Genomic DNA, 15,518 nt, shown 5'->3' on the forward strand with positions numbered 1-15,518 from the left:
AGCGCACCATGCCCCCCACCACCCCGTCCTCCGCGCGGGAGAGCGCGGCGACCCGAGAGACCACCGAGCAGGGCCGGGGGGACGAGCGCCGGGACGCGGCGATCGTGCTCGACTCCGTACACAAGCGGTACGGCACCAAGGCGGCCGTGGACGGCATCTCGCTGACCGTGGCACGCGGCGAGTTCTTCGGTCTGCTCGGCCCCAACGGCGCCGGCAAGACCACCCTGATCGAGATCGTGGAGGGGCAGCGGCAGGCCGACTCCGGAACGGTCACCGTGTTCGGGGAGAGCCCCTGGCCCCGCAACGTCGGGCTGCTGCCCCGGATCGGCGTGCAGACGCAGACCTCCGCGTTCTTCGTCCGGCTCACCGCCCGCGAGCACCTGGAGACCGTCGCCGCGCTCTACGGCGCCGGGCGGGACGCCGTCGAGCGGGCCCTCGCCTCCGTCGGCCTGACCGAGCAGGGCGCGGTCCGGGTCGAGGACCTGTCCGGCGGCCAGCGCCAGCGGCTCGCCATCGCCTCGGCGCTGGTCCACGAGCCGGAGCTGATCTTCCTCGACGAGCCGACCGCGGCCCTCGACCCGCAGGCCAGGCGGGCGCTGTGGCAGGTCCTCCGCGACCTCAAGGGCGCGGGCCGCACCATCGTCTACACCACCCACCACCTCGACGAGGCCGAGGCGCTCTGCGACCGGGTCGCCATCATCGTGGACGGGCGGGTGCGCGCCCTGGACACCCCGGCCCGGCTGGTCTCCGCCGGCAGCCCCACCACCCGCCTGGTGGTCCCCGCGGGAAGGCTCTCGCCGGAGGCCGCGCGGGCCATCCCGGGCGTCCTCGGCGTCACCGAGGAGGCGGACACGGTCGTCCTGGAGACCGTCGACGCGGGCCCGGTCCTCGCGGCGGTCGGCGAGATCGCCGGTCTCCAGGGCATCCGTACCCGTACCGCCAGCCTGGAGGACGTCTACCTCCAACTGACCGGCGACGCACCGCAGTCGTAGCCCCGCGCCCACCGGACGTGGACAGAGACCAGAGAACGGACACGGAGACACACCGCATGAGCGCATACGCCGCACTGACCCGCGCGGGCTACCGGGCCTACACCCGCGACAAGACCACCCTCTTCTTCACCTTCGCCTTCCCCCTGCTCTTCCTGGTCGTCTTCGGGCTGATCTTCCACGGCAAGGAGGTGGAGCAGAGCGGCGAGCCGTACATCAACTACATCGCCCCCGGCGTGCTCTCCTGGGGCGTCGCCAACGCGGCCGTCTTCGGCGTGGGCTTCGTCCTCATGCAGTGGCGCCGCGACGACATCCTGCGGCTCATCCGGATGACGCCCGTCCGGCTGCCCTCCGTGCTCGCCTCCCGCTACGGGCTCGCCATCGCCATCGGTGTCGTCCAGACCGCGCTCTTCGTCGGGGTGGCGATCCTGCCCTGGTTCGGGCTGAGCCCGGCCGGCTCCTGGCCGCTCGTCCTGCCCGTGCTCGTCCTCGGCATCACGGCCTTCCTCGCGCTCGGCGTCATCGTCGGCTCGTTCGCGAAGACGCCCGAGGCGGTGGCGGCGGTCGCGAACTGCCTGATGATCCCGATGGCCTTCCTGTCCGGCTCGTTCTTCCCGCTGGACGCGATGCCGGACTGGATGCAGAGCCTCGCCCACGCCCTGCCGCTCTACTACCTCAACGACGGCGTCTCCGCCGCGCTCACCGGCAACGGATCGGGCGGCGACATCGCCGTGGCGTGCGGAGTCCTCGCCGGAGTCGCCGTCGTCCTCGGCGCGGTCGCGCTGAAGACCTTCCGCTGGAGCGACAAGTCATGACGACCGAGGCACCGCCCGCCGCGGCGGCCCGGGCACCCGAGGGCGCGCCGTTCGAGGCCGCCCGAGGGCGCCTCCAGCGTGAACTGTCCGCCCGCCACCGGGCCGCCGTCACGGCCCGGGAGCCCGGGGCTGACCGGCTGCCCGGACCGCTGGTGGTCCCCCTCGGCGCCGCCGACACCCTGGGGTTCGGCCACCCCGACGCGTACGCCCCGGTCCGCGCCGACGCCACCGTCCACCTCACCTCGCGGGCGGTGCTGCTCGGCCCCTGGGGCGGCCGGGCCGACGCGCGGGCCTGCGGCCAGTGCCTCGCCATGCGCTGGCAGCGGCTGCGCAGCCGCTCCGAGCGGGAGGCCCTGGAACTCGGTTACGTCTCCCAGGGCGCCGCCGCCTGGCCGGTGTTCACCGACTACGCCCTCGACGCCGTCTGGGCGGCGTACCGGGCGACCCTCACCGGTGACCGCCCCACCCCCTCCACCGCGTCCGCGCCCGACGGGGAACTGCCCCAGGTCACCCGGGTCGACCTCGTCACCCTCGCCACCGCGACCTTCCCGCTGCTCCCCGAACCGCTCTGCCCGTCCTGTGTGCGCGAGCGCCCGGACACCGCCGAGTCGGCCCGGATGACGCTCGGTCCCGCCCCCAAACCGGACCCGGACGGCTACCGGCTGCGCTCCCTCGGCTCGTACCGGCTGCCGACCACGGCGCTGGCCAACCCGGTCTGCGGCGCCCTCGGTTCGGACGTCTGGATCAACCCGGTCTCCACCACCACCGCCCCGGTGGCGGGCACCCACTTCGTCCGCGGTTACGCGGGCCTCAACGACGTCACCTGGAGCGGCCAGGCCAACAGCTACGGCACCAGCCGCACGCTGGCCCATCTGGAGGGCCTGGAGCGCTACGCGGGCACCCACCGGCGACGCGGCACCTCCGCCGTCTCCGCCTCCCACCGCGAGCTGGTCGCCGCCGGCGCCCCCGTCCTCGACCCCGCCGAGTGCGGCCTCTACGCCCCGGAGACGTACGCGCGGGACCACCTCGTCAGCCCGTTCGATCCCGAGCGCGCGATCCCGTGGGTGTGGGGCCACTCGCTGCGCGACGAGCGCCCCGTCCTCGTACCGGCCCGCCTGGCGCACTACAGCGCCGGGGTCGACGCCGACAACTTCGTCTTCGAGTGCTCCAACGGCTGTGCCACCGGCGGCAGTCTGGAGGAGGCGATCCTCTTCGGACTCCTCGAACTGATCGAGCGGGACGCCTTCCTGCTCGCCTGGTACGGCCGAGCCCGGCTCACCCGGATCGACCTCGCCACCTGCCGGGCCCCCGCCATCCGCTCCATGATCGACCGGGCCGCGATGCACGGCTACGACGTGCACGCCTACGACACCCGCATGGACCTCGCCGTACCCGTCGTCACCGCCCTCGCCGTCCGCCGCGACGGCGGTCCGGGCGCGCTCTCCTTCAGCGCCGCGGCCGGGTTCGACCCCGAGGGAACCGTCGACGCGGCGCTCTCCGAGGTCCTCACCTACATCCCGCACCTGCCCTACCAGGTCGCCGAACGGCTCGGTGAACTGGAGGAAATGGCGCGGGACTTCACCCGGGTACGGCACCTCAAGGACCACGCCCAGCTCTACGGGCTGCCCGGGATGACCCGGCACGCGCGCGAGTACCTGGAGCCGGCCGAGGTCCGCTCCCTCGACGAGGCCTTCCGCGACTGGGAGCCGCTGCGCCCCCGCACCGGCGACCTGATGGACGACCTCCGGCTGCTCCGCGACGGCCTGGCCCGCAACGGGCACGACGTGATCGCCGTCGACCAGACCACGCCCGAGCAGCGGCGGATGGGGCTGCACACGGTGGCCACGATCGTGCCGGGGCTGCTGCCCCTGGACTTCGGCTGGACCCGCCAGCGCGCCCTGCTGATGCCCCGGCTGCGGACCGCCCTGCGGGCGTCGGGCAGACGCACGACCGATCTGCGCGAGGAGGAGATCAAGGCCGTGCCGCACCCGTTCCCGTGAGCGGCGCAGCCCCCGCCCGGGCGGGACGTACCGCCGGGAGGGGGCTGCCGACCGCGACCGCCCGGGGATCAGGCGCTGCAGGAGGTGGTGCTGGTCGTGCTGGAGCAGGTGGAGGTCGAGGAGGAGGACGTGCACCCGGCGAGGACGACCTCGACCGCGTCCGAGTAGTCCGAGATCTCGAAGGTCTCCGACTCCAGCTCCAGGATCTCGTCGGCGAGGGTCGCGAGCTCGGTCTTGGGCGCCATGGTGTTCTCCTTCGCGTCACCGGGGTCCGCCGGCCGATCCGGCGGCTCTCCCTTGCGGTGCCCCATTCCAGCCGGGCCCGCTGTCAGATCGGCCGTCGTGCCCCTGTCAGTTCGCTGTCACCCGGTGACAGCGCCCCGAGGGCCGCGCTGACCGGCCCGTGGCCCACCCTCGCGAAGAAGCGGGACGGCCGTCCGTCAGCGGGGGCGGGCCGTCCGAACCCCCGGCAGGAGGCACACATGGACACGACAGCCACCGACGTCCCCATGGAGGAGCTGCGGTCCGCGCTGGAGCTCTACCTCGATCTCCACACCCACCCCGAGCTGTCCGGCCACGAGACACGTACGGCCGGCCGCTTCGCCGCCCTGCTGGAGGAGCACGGCTGCACGGTCACCCGGGGCGTGGGCGGCGGCGCGGGCGTCGTCGGGGTCCTGCGCAACGGCCCCGGACCCACCGTGATGCTCCGCGCCGAACTCGACGCCCTGCCGGTCACCGAGCGGACCGGACTGCGGTACGCCAGCACCGTCCCCGGCGTGATGCACGCCTGCGGGCACGATCTCCACCTGGCCGCCGCGGCCGGGGCACTCGCCCGGCTCGCCCGTACCCGGACCGCCTGGCGGGGCACGCTCCTGGTCGTCGGCCAGCCCGCCGAGGAGACCCTGGAAGGGGCGCGGGCGATGGTCGCGGACGGACTGTACGAACGGTTCGGCAGACCCGACCTGGTCCTGGCCCAGCACGCCTCCTCGCTGCCGGCCGGGACGGTCGCCCACGGCGGACCGGGGCCGCTGATGCCGGCGAGCACGGCTCTGGAGGTGGTCATCCACGGGCGGGGCGGCCACGGCGGCGCCCCGCACCTGTCCGTCGACCCGGTGCTGACCGCCGCCTCCACCGTCGTACGGCTCCAGTCGGTGGTCGCGCGGGAGACCGCGCCCGCCGTTCCGGTGGTCCTCACCGTCGGTGCCCTGCGGGCCGGGGACCGCGCGAACGTCATCCCCGACCGGGCGCAACTGAGTCTGTCCACAAGGGCGTTCGACGCCGCGACGCTGGCCCGGGTCGACGCGGCGGTCGAGCGGATCGTCCGCGCCGAGTGCGCGGCCTCCGCGTGCCCGGCCGAACCGGAGTTCACCGTCACCGCCCGCTCACCCGTCCTCGTACCGGACGCGGCGGCCACCGCCGCCCTGCGCGAGGTCCACGAGAAGGTGCTCGGCGCACACCGTGTGACCCTCACGCCACCCCTCACCGCCACGGAGGACTTCGCCGCCTTCGGCACGGACGGCGTACCCCTGGCCTACTGGCTGCTCGGCACCACCGGAGCGGCGCGGTGGCGCCGGGCGGTGGAGGCGGGGGAACCGGTACCGGCCAACCACGCACCGGAGTTCGCCCCCGACGTGCGGACCGCCCTGCCGACCGGCATCACGGCCCTGGTTGCCGCCGCCCTGCACGTCCTCACGGCTGGAGAGGCGGCGTGATCATGACCGACCGCGCGACCCGGTACGTCGACGTCGTGGCCGTACGCCACGACGCCACGGCCCCCGCGGGCCAGACGACCGTGATCCGTCTGCTGGGCCTGCTGCCGGCGCACTGGGCCTGTGCCCCCGTCGTGGCCGCCGACCGCATCCTGCTGCGGATCGCCCTGGACGGGGAGACCGACCCCCCTGCCGTGCGCGGCACCGTGGCCACCGTGCTGGCGGACGCCGCCCTGCGCGGCTGGTCGGTGCCGTGCTGAGAGGGCGGTTGGATCAGATCCAGCCCCGGTCGCGCGCGAGCAGCGCCGCCTGGGCCCTGCTGTTGGCGCCGAGCGTCTGGAGCAGCTCGGCCACGTAGCGCCGGTACGTGCGGACCGACACCTCCAGCTCCCGGGCGCCCGCCTCGTCCTTGCCGCCCGTGCACATGAACGACAGCACGCGCCGCTCCCGCTCGGTCAGCCCGTGGCCCGGCACGGAGCCGTCCCGGCCCTCCGGCGACGCGAGGTCGTCGGCGGACTCCCAGATCTTCTCGAACAGGGCGATGATGTTGCTGACCAGTCCGCTCCGGTGGGCGAGCAGCGCGCCCCGCGCGGTGTTGCGGGGATCCAGCGGTACGAGCGCGGTGCTGCGGTCGTACACGATCATCCGCTCGGCGGTCTCGCCGGTGACCCGGATCTCCGCGCCGTGGGCGGCCAGTTCGCGCAGGTAGTCGGCGGTGGGCAGGTCGTCGAGGGCAGCACGGACGACGACGTTGCGGATCCGCACCCCCCGCCGCAGACAGCGCAGGTCGAGCGGCCGGGACCGGGCGATGTTCTCGGGGGAGAGCCGCGGGTACGTCTCCACGGCCAGGATCTCGTCGCGGGCGAAGAAGGCGAGATCGTCGATCCGGTTGCGGATGTTGGCGAGCCCCTCCACCTGCTCGATGCCGACCGCGGGCTCCGTGCGGGCCGCGGTCTCCGCGCGTAACCCGTCGATGACGTGCCGGGATCGGGTGACCCGCTGCAACTCCCGGTGCAGTTCGCCCAGTCGGCGGTCGGTCAGCCGGGTCAGGGCGGTCTCGGGGTCGGCGGGGGAGACCCGGCCGTCGGGCCGCTCCGGGTGGACCAGCTCCAGCGCCCGAAGCCGTTCGAGGCCCACGCGGGTCTCGTCGGGGTCGGTGTGCAGCAACAGATGGACGTCGTCGGCGGGGGTGTCGGGATTGCGGAGGAAATGCCGGTAGAGCTCCTCCTCCAGAGCCGACACCCCGAACACGGCCATCGCGTTCTCAGCCACGTGCGCATCGCCCCCCATAGCTGCTCCACGGTGGCGGTGAGCGGATCGCGCGAGCCACCGGTGTGGTCGTGGGAACACTAGATGATCGCACCGCGAACCGTGACCGGCTCGGACCGGAGTGTGTACGAAGCGTCGGTGAATTGTGAGTGGGCGGCGCCCTCCCCGGCCGTGGGCCGCCCCGGCGCACAGGGAATCCCGGCTGGTGGGGGCGGCGATTCCCGTACTCTTTCCCGGTCTTGGCACGATCGGGGCGGACGCGGCCCGAGGAACACGAGAGGGGCGGGGCCATGCAGCATGACAGCACGGCGGACGGCGCGCTGGACGTGCTCGTCTCCTTGGCGGACCCGGACGGCACGGGTCGGATACGGGAGCGGATCGGGGTCGCGGAGCGTCCTACCGGCGTCATCCCTCCGCGCTGGACCGCCGTGTCGCAGCTGTCGTCCGCCGTCCCCCCGGCCTCCGCACGGCTCTGGATGCTGGAGGAGGACCGGCCGGAGATCAACGAACTCATCGTCTTCTACGCGGGCGGTCTGCCCGGTGCGCTGGAGCTGGCCGTCGTCAACGGCGAGCCCTTCGGGCCCGACCGGCACGCCACGGTCCCGCTGACCAGGCAGATGCGTGAGCGACCCCTCCGGACAGGGGTGAACCGTCTCCCGGCGGAGGAGCTGGTCCCCGCGTTCCGAGCGGTGACGACCATGCGGGCAGGCCGCCGGGCCGCGAACTCGGTGGCCCGCGAGGACTGGGCGCGCGTCGTGGAGGCGGACGCCGAGGAGCCGCTGCCCGGGTACGCGCGGTGGGCGCTCGCGCTGCGGCCCGACTGCCCCTCGGTCCTGCGGGAGCGGTTCTCCGACCACCCGAGCCATGCCCACCGGATGCGGACCGCCGGCATCGTCGAGGGCCCGGCCGCGTTCGTGGCCCAGTGGCGCCCCGCCCGCACGGTCCTCACCACTCTGGACACCGGCCGCTGGGCCTTCCCCACCCGGGCGCGGGAGGCCGAGGACGTACTGCGGCCCCTGGTGCGCGGCTCGTTGGGGACCGACCTGGAGGCCTGGGCCGTCCTGGCGCAGCTGCTGCCGACCTTCACCGGCACCGTTCCGGAGCTGATCGTGACGGCGGGCGCGATCGCCTGAGACGCCCGCCAGGGGCAGGGGCGGGGGGTGGACAGGGGGCGGGGCGGCTGGAGTCGAACCAGCGTGTCCCGGTTCTGGAGACCGGTGCGTCTGCCTCTGCGCTACGGCCCCGCCTTGCCGCCGATCCTAGAGGACGTGCCCTGGCGGAAACACCTTCGCCCGTTGTCGGTGGCGCCTGATAGCAATGAGTGGGCACCAGGGGGGTGACGGGGGAGAGATGGCGTACGGGGAGCGCGGGGGACGGCCGCGCCATGTGGTCGATCTGACGGACCGGCGTGCACTGGAGAGGTGGCGGCCCGCCGACGACGCGGTGATCGCCGAGGCGCTGCGGCTGAAGGAGGCCGCGCTGCTGGACTTCGGGCTCTCCGGTTCGGCAGTGGCCTCCTGGCTGTACGCCAAGTGCCGTCACCAGATACCGACCACGGCGGTGGACACGGCCGCGGTCGTGGCGAGCGGCGACGGGACCTGCCTGCTCGTCTACAACCCGGAGTTCTTCGTCTCCCTCGGTCTCGACGGGGTCAAGTTCGTCCTCTTCCACGAGGCGCGGCACCTGATCCACCGGCACCTCTTCGTCGAGGAGGAGCTGCGGAGCGACCCGGTGTTCACCCTGGCCGCCGAGGTCTCCATCAACCACGTGGCGATGGTGCGCCTCGGTGTGAGCGAACTGCCGGCACGCGACGGCGCACCGGTGGGCGTGGACCCGCGCGAGATCCACGCCGCCTACCGCGCGGACCTGCTGGCACACGGCCTGGAGCCGGTGGAGTACCGGGAGTTCATCGACACCGACATGTCGGTGTACGGGGAGCTGAAGCGCATGGCGCACCCCCCGGCGCCGGCGCCCGCGCTGTGCGTCCGGCTGTCCCACTCCGGGACCCCCACCGACCAGGAGACCGTCGACACCCTCGCCTCCTCCGTGCTGCTCAACGCGCTGCTCGCGGCGCGCCGGGGCCACGCGGCGGCCGAGGCGGAGATCGGCGAGCTGATGGACCGCACGGACGGTGCCTCGGACCGGGTCACCCGGATGTGGGGCCGGCTCGGCGCGGGACTGCTGCGCGGGCAGACGCCCCGGACCGGGCAGGTGGACTGGTGGCAGCGCTGGCTCGTGGACGTCGTCGCGTCGAGACTGCGCGAAGGGGAGCGGCTGGTGTACCCGAAGAAGCGGGGCGCCCTCCTCGCGGCGCTCGGCCTCGACCCGATGCTCTCGCGGCGCGGACCCGTGCGGGACAAGGTGCTCGTCATCGCGTACGACACCTCCGGATCCATGCCGGACCACGTCGTCGACTGGCTGACCGAACTGGTCGGCGCAATCGACGGGGTGGAGGCCCACTGGCTCTCCTTCGACTCCGAGGTGATGCCCTTCCGCCCGGGCGAGCGGGTCTACGGCGGCGGCGGTACGAGCTTCCAGGCCGTCGCCGACCACGTGGAGGGACGGACGCTCGTCGACGGCCGGCCCTTCGACGAGATCCCGGACGCCGTGGTGGTGCTCACCGACGGGTACGCACCCCCGATCACCCCGGCCGAGCCCGACAAATGGATCTGGCTGATCACCGAGGGCGGCCACGACTGGCCCGACTCCCACACACCCCCGATGGCCTGCCATCGCGTCACGACAGGATCGAGATGACCACGCCCCGCACCCTTCCGTGGCGTCCCAACGCCACCTATCCGCAGCCGCCCGAGGGCTGGGCCGGGGTGTCGCGGCTGGAGGCCTTCGTCGACGCGATGATCGACATGGGCCAGACCGGCCAGATCTTCGGCGAGCACGGCGTGGGCAAGACGGCGACGTTCTTCTCGCACATCGCCGAGGCCTACCCGGACACCGAGCTGGTCTTCGTCCCGGCCGCCAACCTGACCCCCGACGACCTGCTCGCCAACGCTCCCGTACGGGACGAGGAGAGCGGACGGCTCGTGCTGCGCCAGCTGGTGCTGAGCCGGCTGAGGCCGGGCAGGCCGTTCGTCCTGCTCATCGACGACTCGCTGCAGGCGGGCGAGTCGATCCAGTCGCAGCTCATGCAGATCGCCTGCAACTGGACGCTCGGCGGCTACGACCTGAGGGCGCTCGGCTGCGTCGGCGTCTTCCTCACCGACAACGAGTCCCTCGCCGAGACCGCCGCCCGCCGGAGCGACCTCGCCATCCTGGACCGGATGGTCACCATCCGGATCACCGCCAACGACACGGCCTGGCGGTTCAAGCTGGCGGCGAAGTACCGCGGCTGGGACCTCGGCGGGGTGTACTCCCTGTGGGCGTCGCTGGGCCCCGGTCTGCGCGAGCTGCTCTCGCCACGCACCCTGGACCACATCCTCGCCAACGCCCAGGAGGGCTTTCCGCTGAGCTGGGGGCTCCCCCTGGTCAACGGGGAGCGGCTGCGGCTCGCCGAGCCGCGCCCCGACGGCCGCCCCGGGCCCAACCGGACCCAGGAGATCCTGGACCGGATCGCACAGGAGCTCGGCGTGCCGAACCCGGCGCGGATCGCCGACCCCGTGCGCAGCGTGGTGCGGGCGGCCCTGCGCAACCGGTGGACCGTGCTGCTCCAGGGCCCGCCCGGGTGCGGCAAGACCGAGCTCGTCCGGCAGACGGTCAGGGAAGGCCTCGGCGGACGGGAGCCGCTGTACTTCTCGCTGCCGGTCACCAACGTCGAGGACCTGTGCGCCCCGATCCCCACCCCCGACGGGTCGCTGGACCATCTGCTGGCAGCCGTGTTCACCGGCACGGAGCCCAAGGCGATCGTCTGGGACGAGTACAACCGCCCCAAGGACAAGGCCGCCTTCGCCAAGCTGATGGAGATCACCCAGGAGTGGTCCCTCGCCGGCCGCCCGATCGAGGGGCTGAGGGCACAGATCGCCGTCCAGAACCCGCCGTACCATCTCGGCCGCAAACTGCTCGTGGCGCGGAACAACATCGCCCAGGCGACGCGGTTCACGGCCTCACTGACCGTGGAGCCCGGGGACATCCCGGCCAACGAGTGGCTGATCGAGAAGTACGGGCCGGTCGCCGAGACCGTGCTCGACTGGTGGAAGCACGACATCGACGACGACGGCCGCGCCTGGATCACGAAGCGGACCATCGAGCGGCTGGTCAAGCTCCACCAGCGGGGGCTGCCCCTGGAGATGGGAACGGTCTACCTGGGCGACGGGGAGTACGCCCCGGTACAGCTCACGAGCCTCGTCGACCGGCTGAACAACCGGCCGGTGACCGGACTCCGGGAGCTGGCCCGGCAGGTGGACGCATGGGAGACCCGGCTGCGGAGGGCGGCGGACGGGTCCTCGGAAGGCGGTGACGACAGCGATGTCGTGCACCAGATCATCGCCAACGCCGAGCTGTCACAGCTGAAGAAGCACCGCAAGGCGGTGACCCGCCTGGTGGCTCTGCTGCCGCCGAAGCTGCGCTCGACGTACCTGGTCGGCGCCGCGGAACAGCACCAGCGCTTCTGGATCGAGGTGTTCGCGGCGCTGCCACGCTGACACCGATCCCACAGGGTGAGTCCCGCCCGGCGCCCGAGCCCCTGAAATCGCGCCCCGTGGCTGTTCCCGTGCGTGCCGCCCGGCACCTTCCCTCGGCCGCCCCGGCGCCGTGTCACCCGCCCCTGCGCGCGGCGGTGACGCGGCGTTCCGCTGTGGCGCGTCCTGCCCCTGTCGGGGCCGCACCCGGGTGACCGGTCGTTTCACCGATGCCTTCGTCCGCCGCTGCCCCGACAGTGGCCGAGCCGGTCGATACCGGGGCGCCGGCCGATCCCCAGGCCGACGCCGCACACCCCCGACATGACGCAACACGACACGAGAGGACGACTCCGTCGTGAAACGACACCTCGCCGCCGCCGCAGCCCTGTCATCCCTGGCCTTCCTGGCTGGTCCCGCCCCCGCCGCCACCGCCGCGGACAACCCCTACCAGCGCGGGCCGGCACCGTCCGTGGCCTCCATCGAGGCGGCGCGCGGCTCCTACGCGGTCTCCCAGACCAGCGTCTCCTCCCTCGCCGTCACCGGCTTCGGCGGCGGCACCGTGTACTACCCGACGTCGACGAGCGACGGGACGTTCGGCGCGGTGGTGATCTCCCCCGGCTTCACCGCGTACGAGTCGTCGATCGCCTGGCTGGGACCGCGACTGGCCTCGCAGGGCTTCGTCGTCTTCACCATCGACACCCTCACCACGCTCGACCAGCCGGACAGCCGGGGCCGCCAACTCCTGGCGGCCCTCGACTACCTGACCCAGCGCAGTTCGGTGCGCGGCCGCGTCGACGCCTCGCGCCTGGGCGTCATGGGCCACTCGATGGGCGGCGGCGGCACCCTTGAGGCGGCCAAGAGCCGGCCCTCGCTGAAGGCCGCCATCCCGCTCACCGGCTGGAACACGGACAAGACCTGGCCGGAGATCAGCACGCCGACCCTGGTCGTGGGCGCCGACGGCGACACCGTCGCACCCGTCGGCAGCCACTCGGAGCCGTTCTACGAGAGCCTGCCGGCGTCCCTGGACAAGGCGTACCTGGAGCTCAACGGCGCCACCCACTTCACGCCGAACAGCTCGAACACGACGATCGCGAAGTACAGCATCTCCTGGCTGAAGCGGTTCATCGACGACGACACCCGCTACGACCAGTTCCTCTGCCCGGTGCCCCGGCCGAGCCTGACGATCGAGGAGTACCGGGGAAGCTGCCCGCTCGGCTCCTGACGGCGGCGACGCTTGTCCCCGTGCACAGCGGGTGTCCCGCAGGTGTGGGCCCAGGCCCAACACCCAGCTCTTTCCCCACGTCCTTACCCGCCAGTACCGTTGCGGCGTGAGTGGAGCGACGAGGGCCGCCGCTGCTCCGCGGCTGTACGACCGTACGCCCGAACTCGCCGCGGTGGCGGCGCTGTCGGCGCGGGCCGCCGACGGTTCGGGCGGAGTTCTGCTGGTCACCGCGGGCCCCGGGATGGGCCGGACGGCACTGCTCGACCGGGCGGTGCGGGACTGCGCGATCCGGGCGCACCGGGTGGCCGCGCCGAGCGGCAACCGGGTGCCCTGGAGCGGGGTGCGGGCCCTGGTGTCCGCTCTCGCCCCGACGCCCTCTGCCGCGCGCCGCGCCGTGCGGGCGGCCCGCGGACCGGAGGGCGTGGCGGGGGCGCTGACCGCCCTGCGCCCCGGTGAACCCCTCCTGCTCTGCGTGGACGACCACCATCTCTGGGACGCGCACTCGCGCACCGCACTGGACGCCGCGTGGCGCGAGGGCCCCGTCCCCTGGGCGTGGGTCGTCTCGTTCGCGGGCCATCACCGGCCGCCCGACGTGCCGGGCGCCCGGGTGCTGCGCCTGGGGCGGCTGGGCCGGCAGGGTGCGGGCGCCCTCCTCGACGACGTGTGCCGGGCGCCGCTGACGGCCTCCGTACGGGCCCGGCTGCTCGACGAGGCCGCCGGGCACCCTGGGGTCCTGACCGCGATGGCCGCACGCCTCTCCGCCGCAGGCCACCCCGCCGCCCCTCCGGACGGCGGGGGCGGCGAGCCGCCGGACGCCGTGACGGACGACGCGGTGCTGTCCGAGGTGTACCGAGGACTGCTGGAGTCCCTGCCGGCGGAATCCGGACGGGTGTTGACGCTCGTGGCGATCGCGGGCGAGCCGGAGCCGGCAGCGACCGGGCCGTCGGCGGCGCGCCCCGTCGGCGCCGATGCGGTCCTGGCGGTGACACGCGCCGTGCGGGCGTCGCCCGAAGCGCTCGACCGGCTGGTCGCCGACGGGCTGCTGCGGGGGACCCGCGAGGCGCTCTGGTTCGAGGACCCGTTCCTGCGGCGTGCCGTCCTGGGCACCGTACCGCCGTCACGGCGCCGGGACCTGCGTGCCCTCTTCGCTCCGCCCGCCGGGGAGGGTGCTCGGGCCGGTACCCGGACCGTCACAGGGGCGGGAGCCGGGGCGCCGACCGCCCCGACGGACTCCGCACTGGCCCGGGGCGCCGGTCACCGGGCCGACCGGCTCCGGGCCGCGGAGGACGTACGGGCGCTGCCCGGCGTGGTGCGGGGGCGGGCCGAGCTGGTGCGCGGTCTCGCGGCACTGGCCGACGGCCCCGTCGGGGACGCTTATCAGGTGCTCCTCCTCGCCGCCTCCCTGCTGCGGGAAGGCGCTCCCGACGAGGCGGCCGACGCGCGCTTCCTCGCCATGGAGGCGGCCTGGGCCGCCGGCGACCCGGAAGCCTGCGCGACCGCGCTCAGGGGCGGTGGCGAACGAGCGGACGGGCCGGACTTGTCGGTCGGGGCGGACGGGGCGGACGGGGCGGACGGGGCCGACGGGGCCGACGGGCCGGACCGTTCGCTCGGGAGGGACCGGCCGGGCGGGGCGGGCGACTTCGCCGACGCGGCCGAACGGGACTTCCGCGACGGGATGTGCGCGGCACTGGCCGTCCGGCTGCACGAGGCCCACGCGCCACTGGTCCGTGTCGTGGCCCGTGACGGAGCGGCCGAGGAACCGCGCCACCTGCTGCGCGCGGGGGCCGCCGCCCTGGTACTCGGGGACGCGCCCACCGCCGTACGCATCCACGCCCGTGCACTGGCCAAGGTACGGGCCGAGGGCCGTACCGCCCTGCTCCCGCGGGTCCTCGAACACCTGGCATACGCCGAACTGAGGGCAGGACGTCACGAACGCGCCGCCGCCCACGCGAGGGAGGGCCTGCGGACGGCGGAACTCACCGGCCAGCGCAACGCCGCCGCCCACCAGCATGCCGTGCTCGCACTCGCGGCCTCCGTCTCGGGCGACACGCGTGCCGTCGAGGAGCACGCCGGGCGGGCGCTCGGGACCGCCCGGCCGCACGGGCTCGTCCAGGCGACGACCCTCGCCGAGTGGTCCCTGGCCCGGGCCGAATTGGCCGACGGGCTCGCCGCCCAGGCCGCGGCGCGCCTCGCTCCTCTCGTCGGCCAGGGGCCCCGCAGCGGCCACTTCGCCCTCAGGATGCTGGCCGTGCCCTGCTTCGTCGAGGCCGCCTGCGCGGCGGGCCGTGCGGCGGACGCGCGGGTCGCGACGGAGGAGTTCGCCGTCTGGGCCGGTCTGGGGGCCGATCCCCAGGCGCCCGCCCAACTGGCCCGCTGCCGTGCGCTGCTGGCCGGTGCGGACGACTCGGCGCACTGGTACGGAGAGGCGGTGCGGCATCACGAGGAGACCGGCAACGACTTCGAGCGGGCGCGGACCCTGCTCGCGTACGGCAAGTGGCTGCGCCGGCGCCGACGCCCGGTGGAGGCCCGGGGGCCCCTCAGCGACGCGCTCGTCACCTTCGAACGGGCGGCGGCCGGTGTCTGGGCGGACCAGGCCAGGGCGGAACTGCGGGCGACCGGCGGCGCGGTCGGTGGTTCCGCCGCGGCCTCACAGGAGGCCGCCCGGGAGCTGACACCCCAGCAGCAGCGCATCGCGGGCCTGGTGGCGGCGGGGGCGACGAACCGCGAGATCGCCGACCGGCTGTCGCTGAGCCCCCGCACGATCGACCACCACCTGCGGAACGTGTTCGCCCGGCTCGGCGTCCGCTCCCGCGTCGAACTCTCGGGGCTCCTGACCCGCGCCGCGGGGGACGCCCACCGCGCCGGCCCATGACGGGCCCCGCGGCCCGTCGCTCACGCGCCGCCCCGTGACGGACCCGCGGCCGCCCGTCCGCCGTCGAGCCG

12 protein-coding genes and 1 tRNA gene are annotated in these 15,518 nt (G+C 74.1%); 10 read left to right on the top strand and 3 right to left on the bottom strand.

The features are described 5' to 3' along the window. Positions 1-8 precede the first annotated feature (8 nt). The 3 genes from M5362_RS09575 to M5362_RS09585 are packed head-to-tail and all read left to right on the top strand — an operon-like array spanning position 9 to position 3,804. Complete coding sequence (locus M5362_RS09575; RefSeq protein WP_260226951.1) at positions 9-992, top strand: ABC transporter ATP-binding protein; 984 nt, start codon at positions 9-11, stop codon at positions 990-992. Between the two features lie 56 nt (positions 993-1,048). Further along, entirely contained in the window at positions 1,049-1,804 is a 756-nt protein-coding gene (locus tag M5362_RS09580) for an ABC transporter permease (RefSeq protein WP_260226952.1), read from the top strand. Continuing rightward, positions 1,801-3,804 carry a TOMM precursor leader peptide-binding protein gene (locus tag M5362_RS09585; protein WP_260226953.1) on the top strand — a complete coding sequence of 668 codons (2,004 nt, stop codon included), beginning with the start codon at positions 1,801-1,803 and terminating at the stop codon, positions 3,802-3,804. The genes M5362_RS09580 and M5362_RS09585 overlap by 4 nt, the downstream gene beginning before the upstream one ends. 68 nt (positions 3,805-3,872) lie before the next feature. On the opposite strand, the gene M5362_RS09590 is transcribed toward M5362_RS09585, so the two are convergent. Further along, complete coding sequence (locus M5362_RS09590) at positions 3,873-4,049, bottom strand: thiazolylpeptide-type bacteriocin (protein ID WP_015609023.1); 177 nt, start codon at positions 4,047-4,049, stop codon at positions 3,873-3,875. 237 nt (positions 4,050-4,286) lie between these two features. Between M5362_RS09590 and M5362_RS09595 the strand changes: the two genes are divergently transcribed. Both M5362_RS09595 and M5362_RS09600 read left to right on the top strand, forming a co-directional pair. Beyond that, complete coding sequence (locus M5362_RS09595) at positions 4,287-5,516, top strand: amidohydrolase (protein ID WP_260226954.1); 1,230 nt, start codon at positions 4,287-4,289, stop codon at positions 5,514-5,516. Positions 5,517-5,518: 2 nt separating this feature from the next. After that, the gene (locus tag M5362_RS09600; protein WP_260226955.1) at positions 5,519-5,773 is read left to right on the top strand and encodes a hypothetical protein; all 255 of its coding nucleotides are present in this window, start codon (positions 5,519-5,521) and stop codon (positions 5,771-5,773) included. A 13-nt stretch (positions 5,774-5,786) separates the two neighbouring features. Here M5362_RS09600 and M5362_RS09605 read toward each other — a convergent pair whose 3' ends face one another. Then, entirely contained in the window at positions 5,787-6,785 is a 999-nt protein-coding gene (locus M5362_RS09605; protein WP_260226956.1) for a helix-turn-helix transcriptional regulator, read from the bottom strand. A 287-nt stretch (positions 6,786-7,072) separates the two neighbouring features. Here M5362_RS09605 and M5362_RS09610 point away from each other — a divergent pair, with 287 nt between their 5' ends. Beyond that, complete coding sequence (locus M5362_RS09610; RefSeq protein WP_260226957.1) at positions 7,073-7,915, top strand: hypothetical protein; 843 nt, start codon at positions 7,073-7,075, stop codon at positions 7,913-7,915. Between the two features lie 37 nt (positions 7,916-7,952). Here M5362_RS09610 and M5362_RS09615 read toward each other — a convergent pair. Further along, positions 7,953-8,028 (bottom strand) — tRNA-Trp (locus M5362_RS09615). A gap of 104 nt (positions 8,029-8,132) precedes the next feature. Here M5362_RS09615 and M5362_RS09620 point away from each other — a divergent pair. The 4 genes from M5362_RS09620 (at position 8,133) to M5362_RS09635 (ending at position 15,447) form a co-directional block, all read left to right on the top strand. Beyond that, complete coding sequence (locus M5362_RS09620) at positions 8,133-9,539, top strand: hypothetical protein (protein ID WP_260227165.1); 1,407 nt, start codon at positions 8,133-8,135, stop codon at positions 9,537-9,539. Then, a complete protein-coding gene (locus tag M5362_RS09625) occupies positions 9,536-11,377 on the top strand; it encodes an AAA family ATPase (RefSeq protein WP_260226958.1) in 1,842 nt (613 codons plus the stop codon). The genes M5362_RS09620 and M5362_RS09625 overlap by 4 nt, the downstream gene beginning before the upstream one ends. A gap of 331 nt (positions 11,378-11,708) precedes the next feature. Then, a complete protein-coding gene (locus tag M5362_RS09630) occupies positions 11,709-12,575 on the top strand; it encodes an alpha/beta hydrolase family protein (protein ID WP_374214435.1) in 867 nt (288 codons plus the stop codon). 106 nt (positions 12,576-12,681) lie between these two features. Continuing rightward, positions 12,682-15,447: a helix-turn-helix transcriptional regulator gene (locus tag M5362_RS09635; RefSeq protein ID WP_260226959.1), complete on the top strand. Its 2,766-nt coding sequence runs from the start codon at positions 12,682-12,684 to the stop codon at positions 15,445-15,447. Positions 15,448-15,518: the final 71 nt, after the last annotated feature.

The sequence above is a fragment of the Streptomyces sp. Je 1-79 genome (assembly GCF_025195125.1).
Taxonomy (GTDB): Bacteria; Actinomycetota; Actinomycetes; order Streptomycetales; family Streptomycetaceae; genus Streptomyces.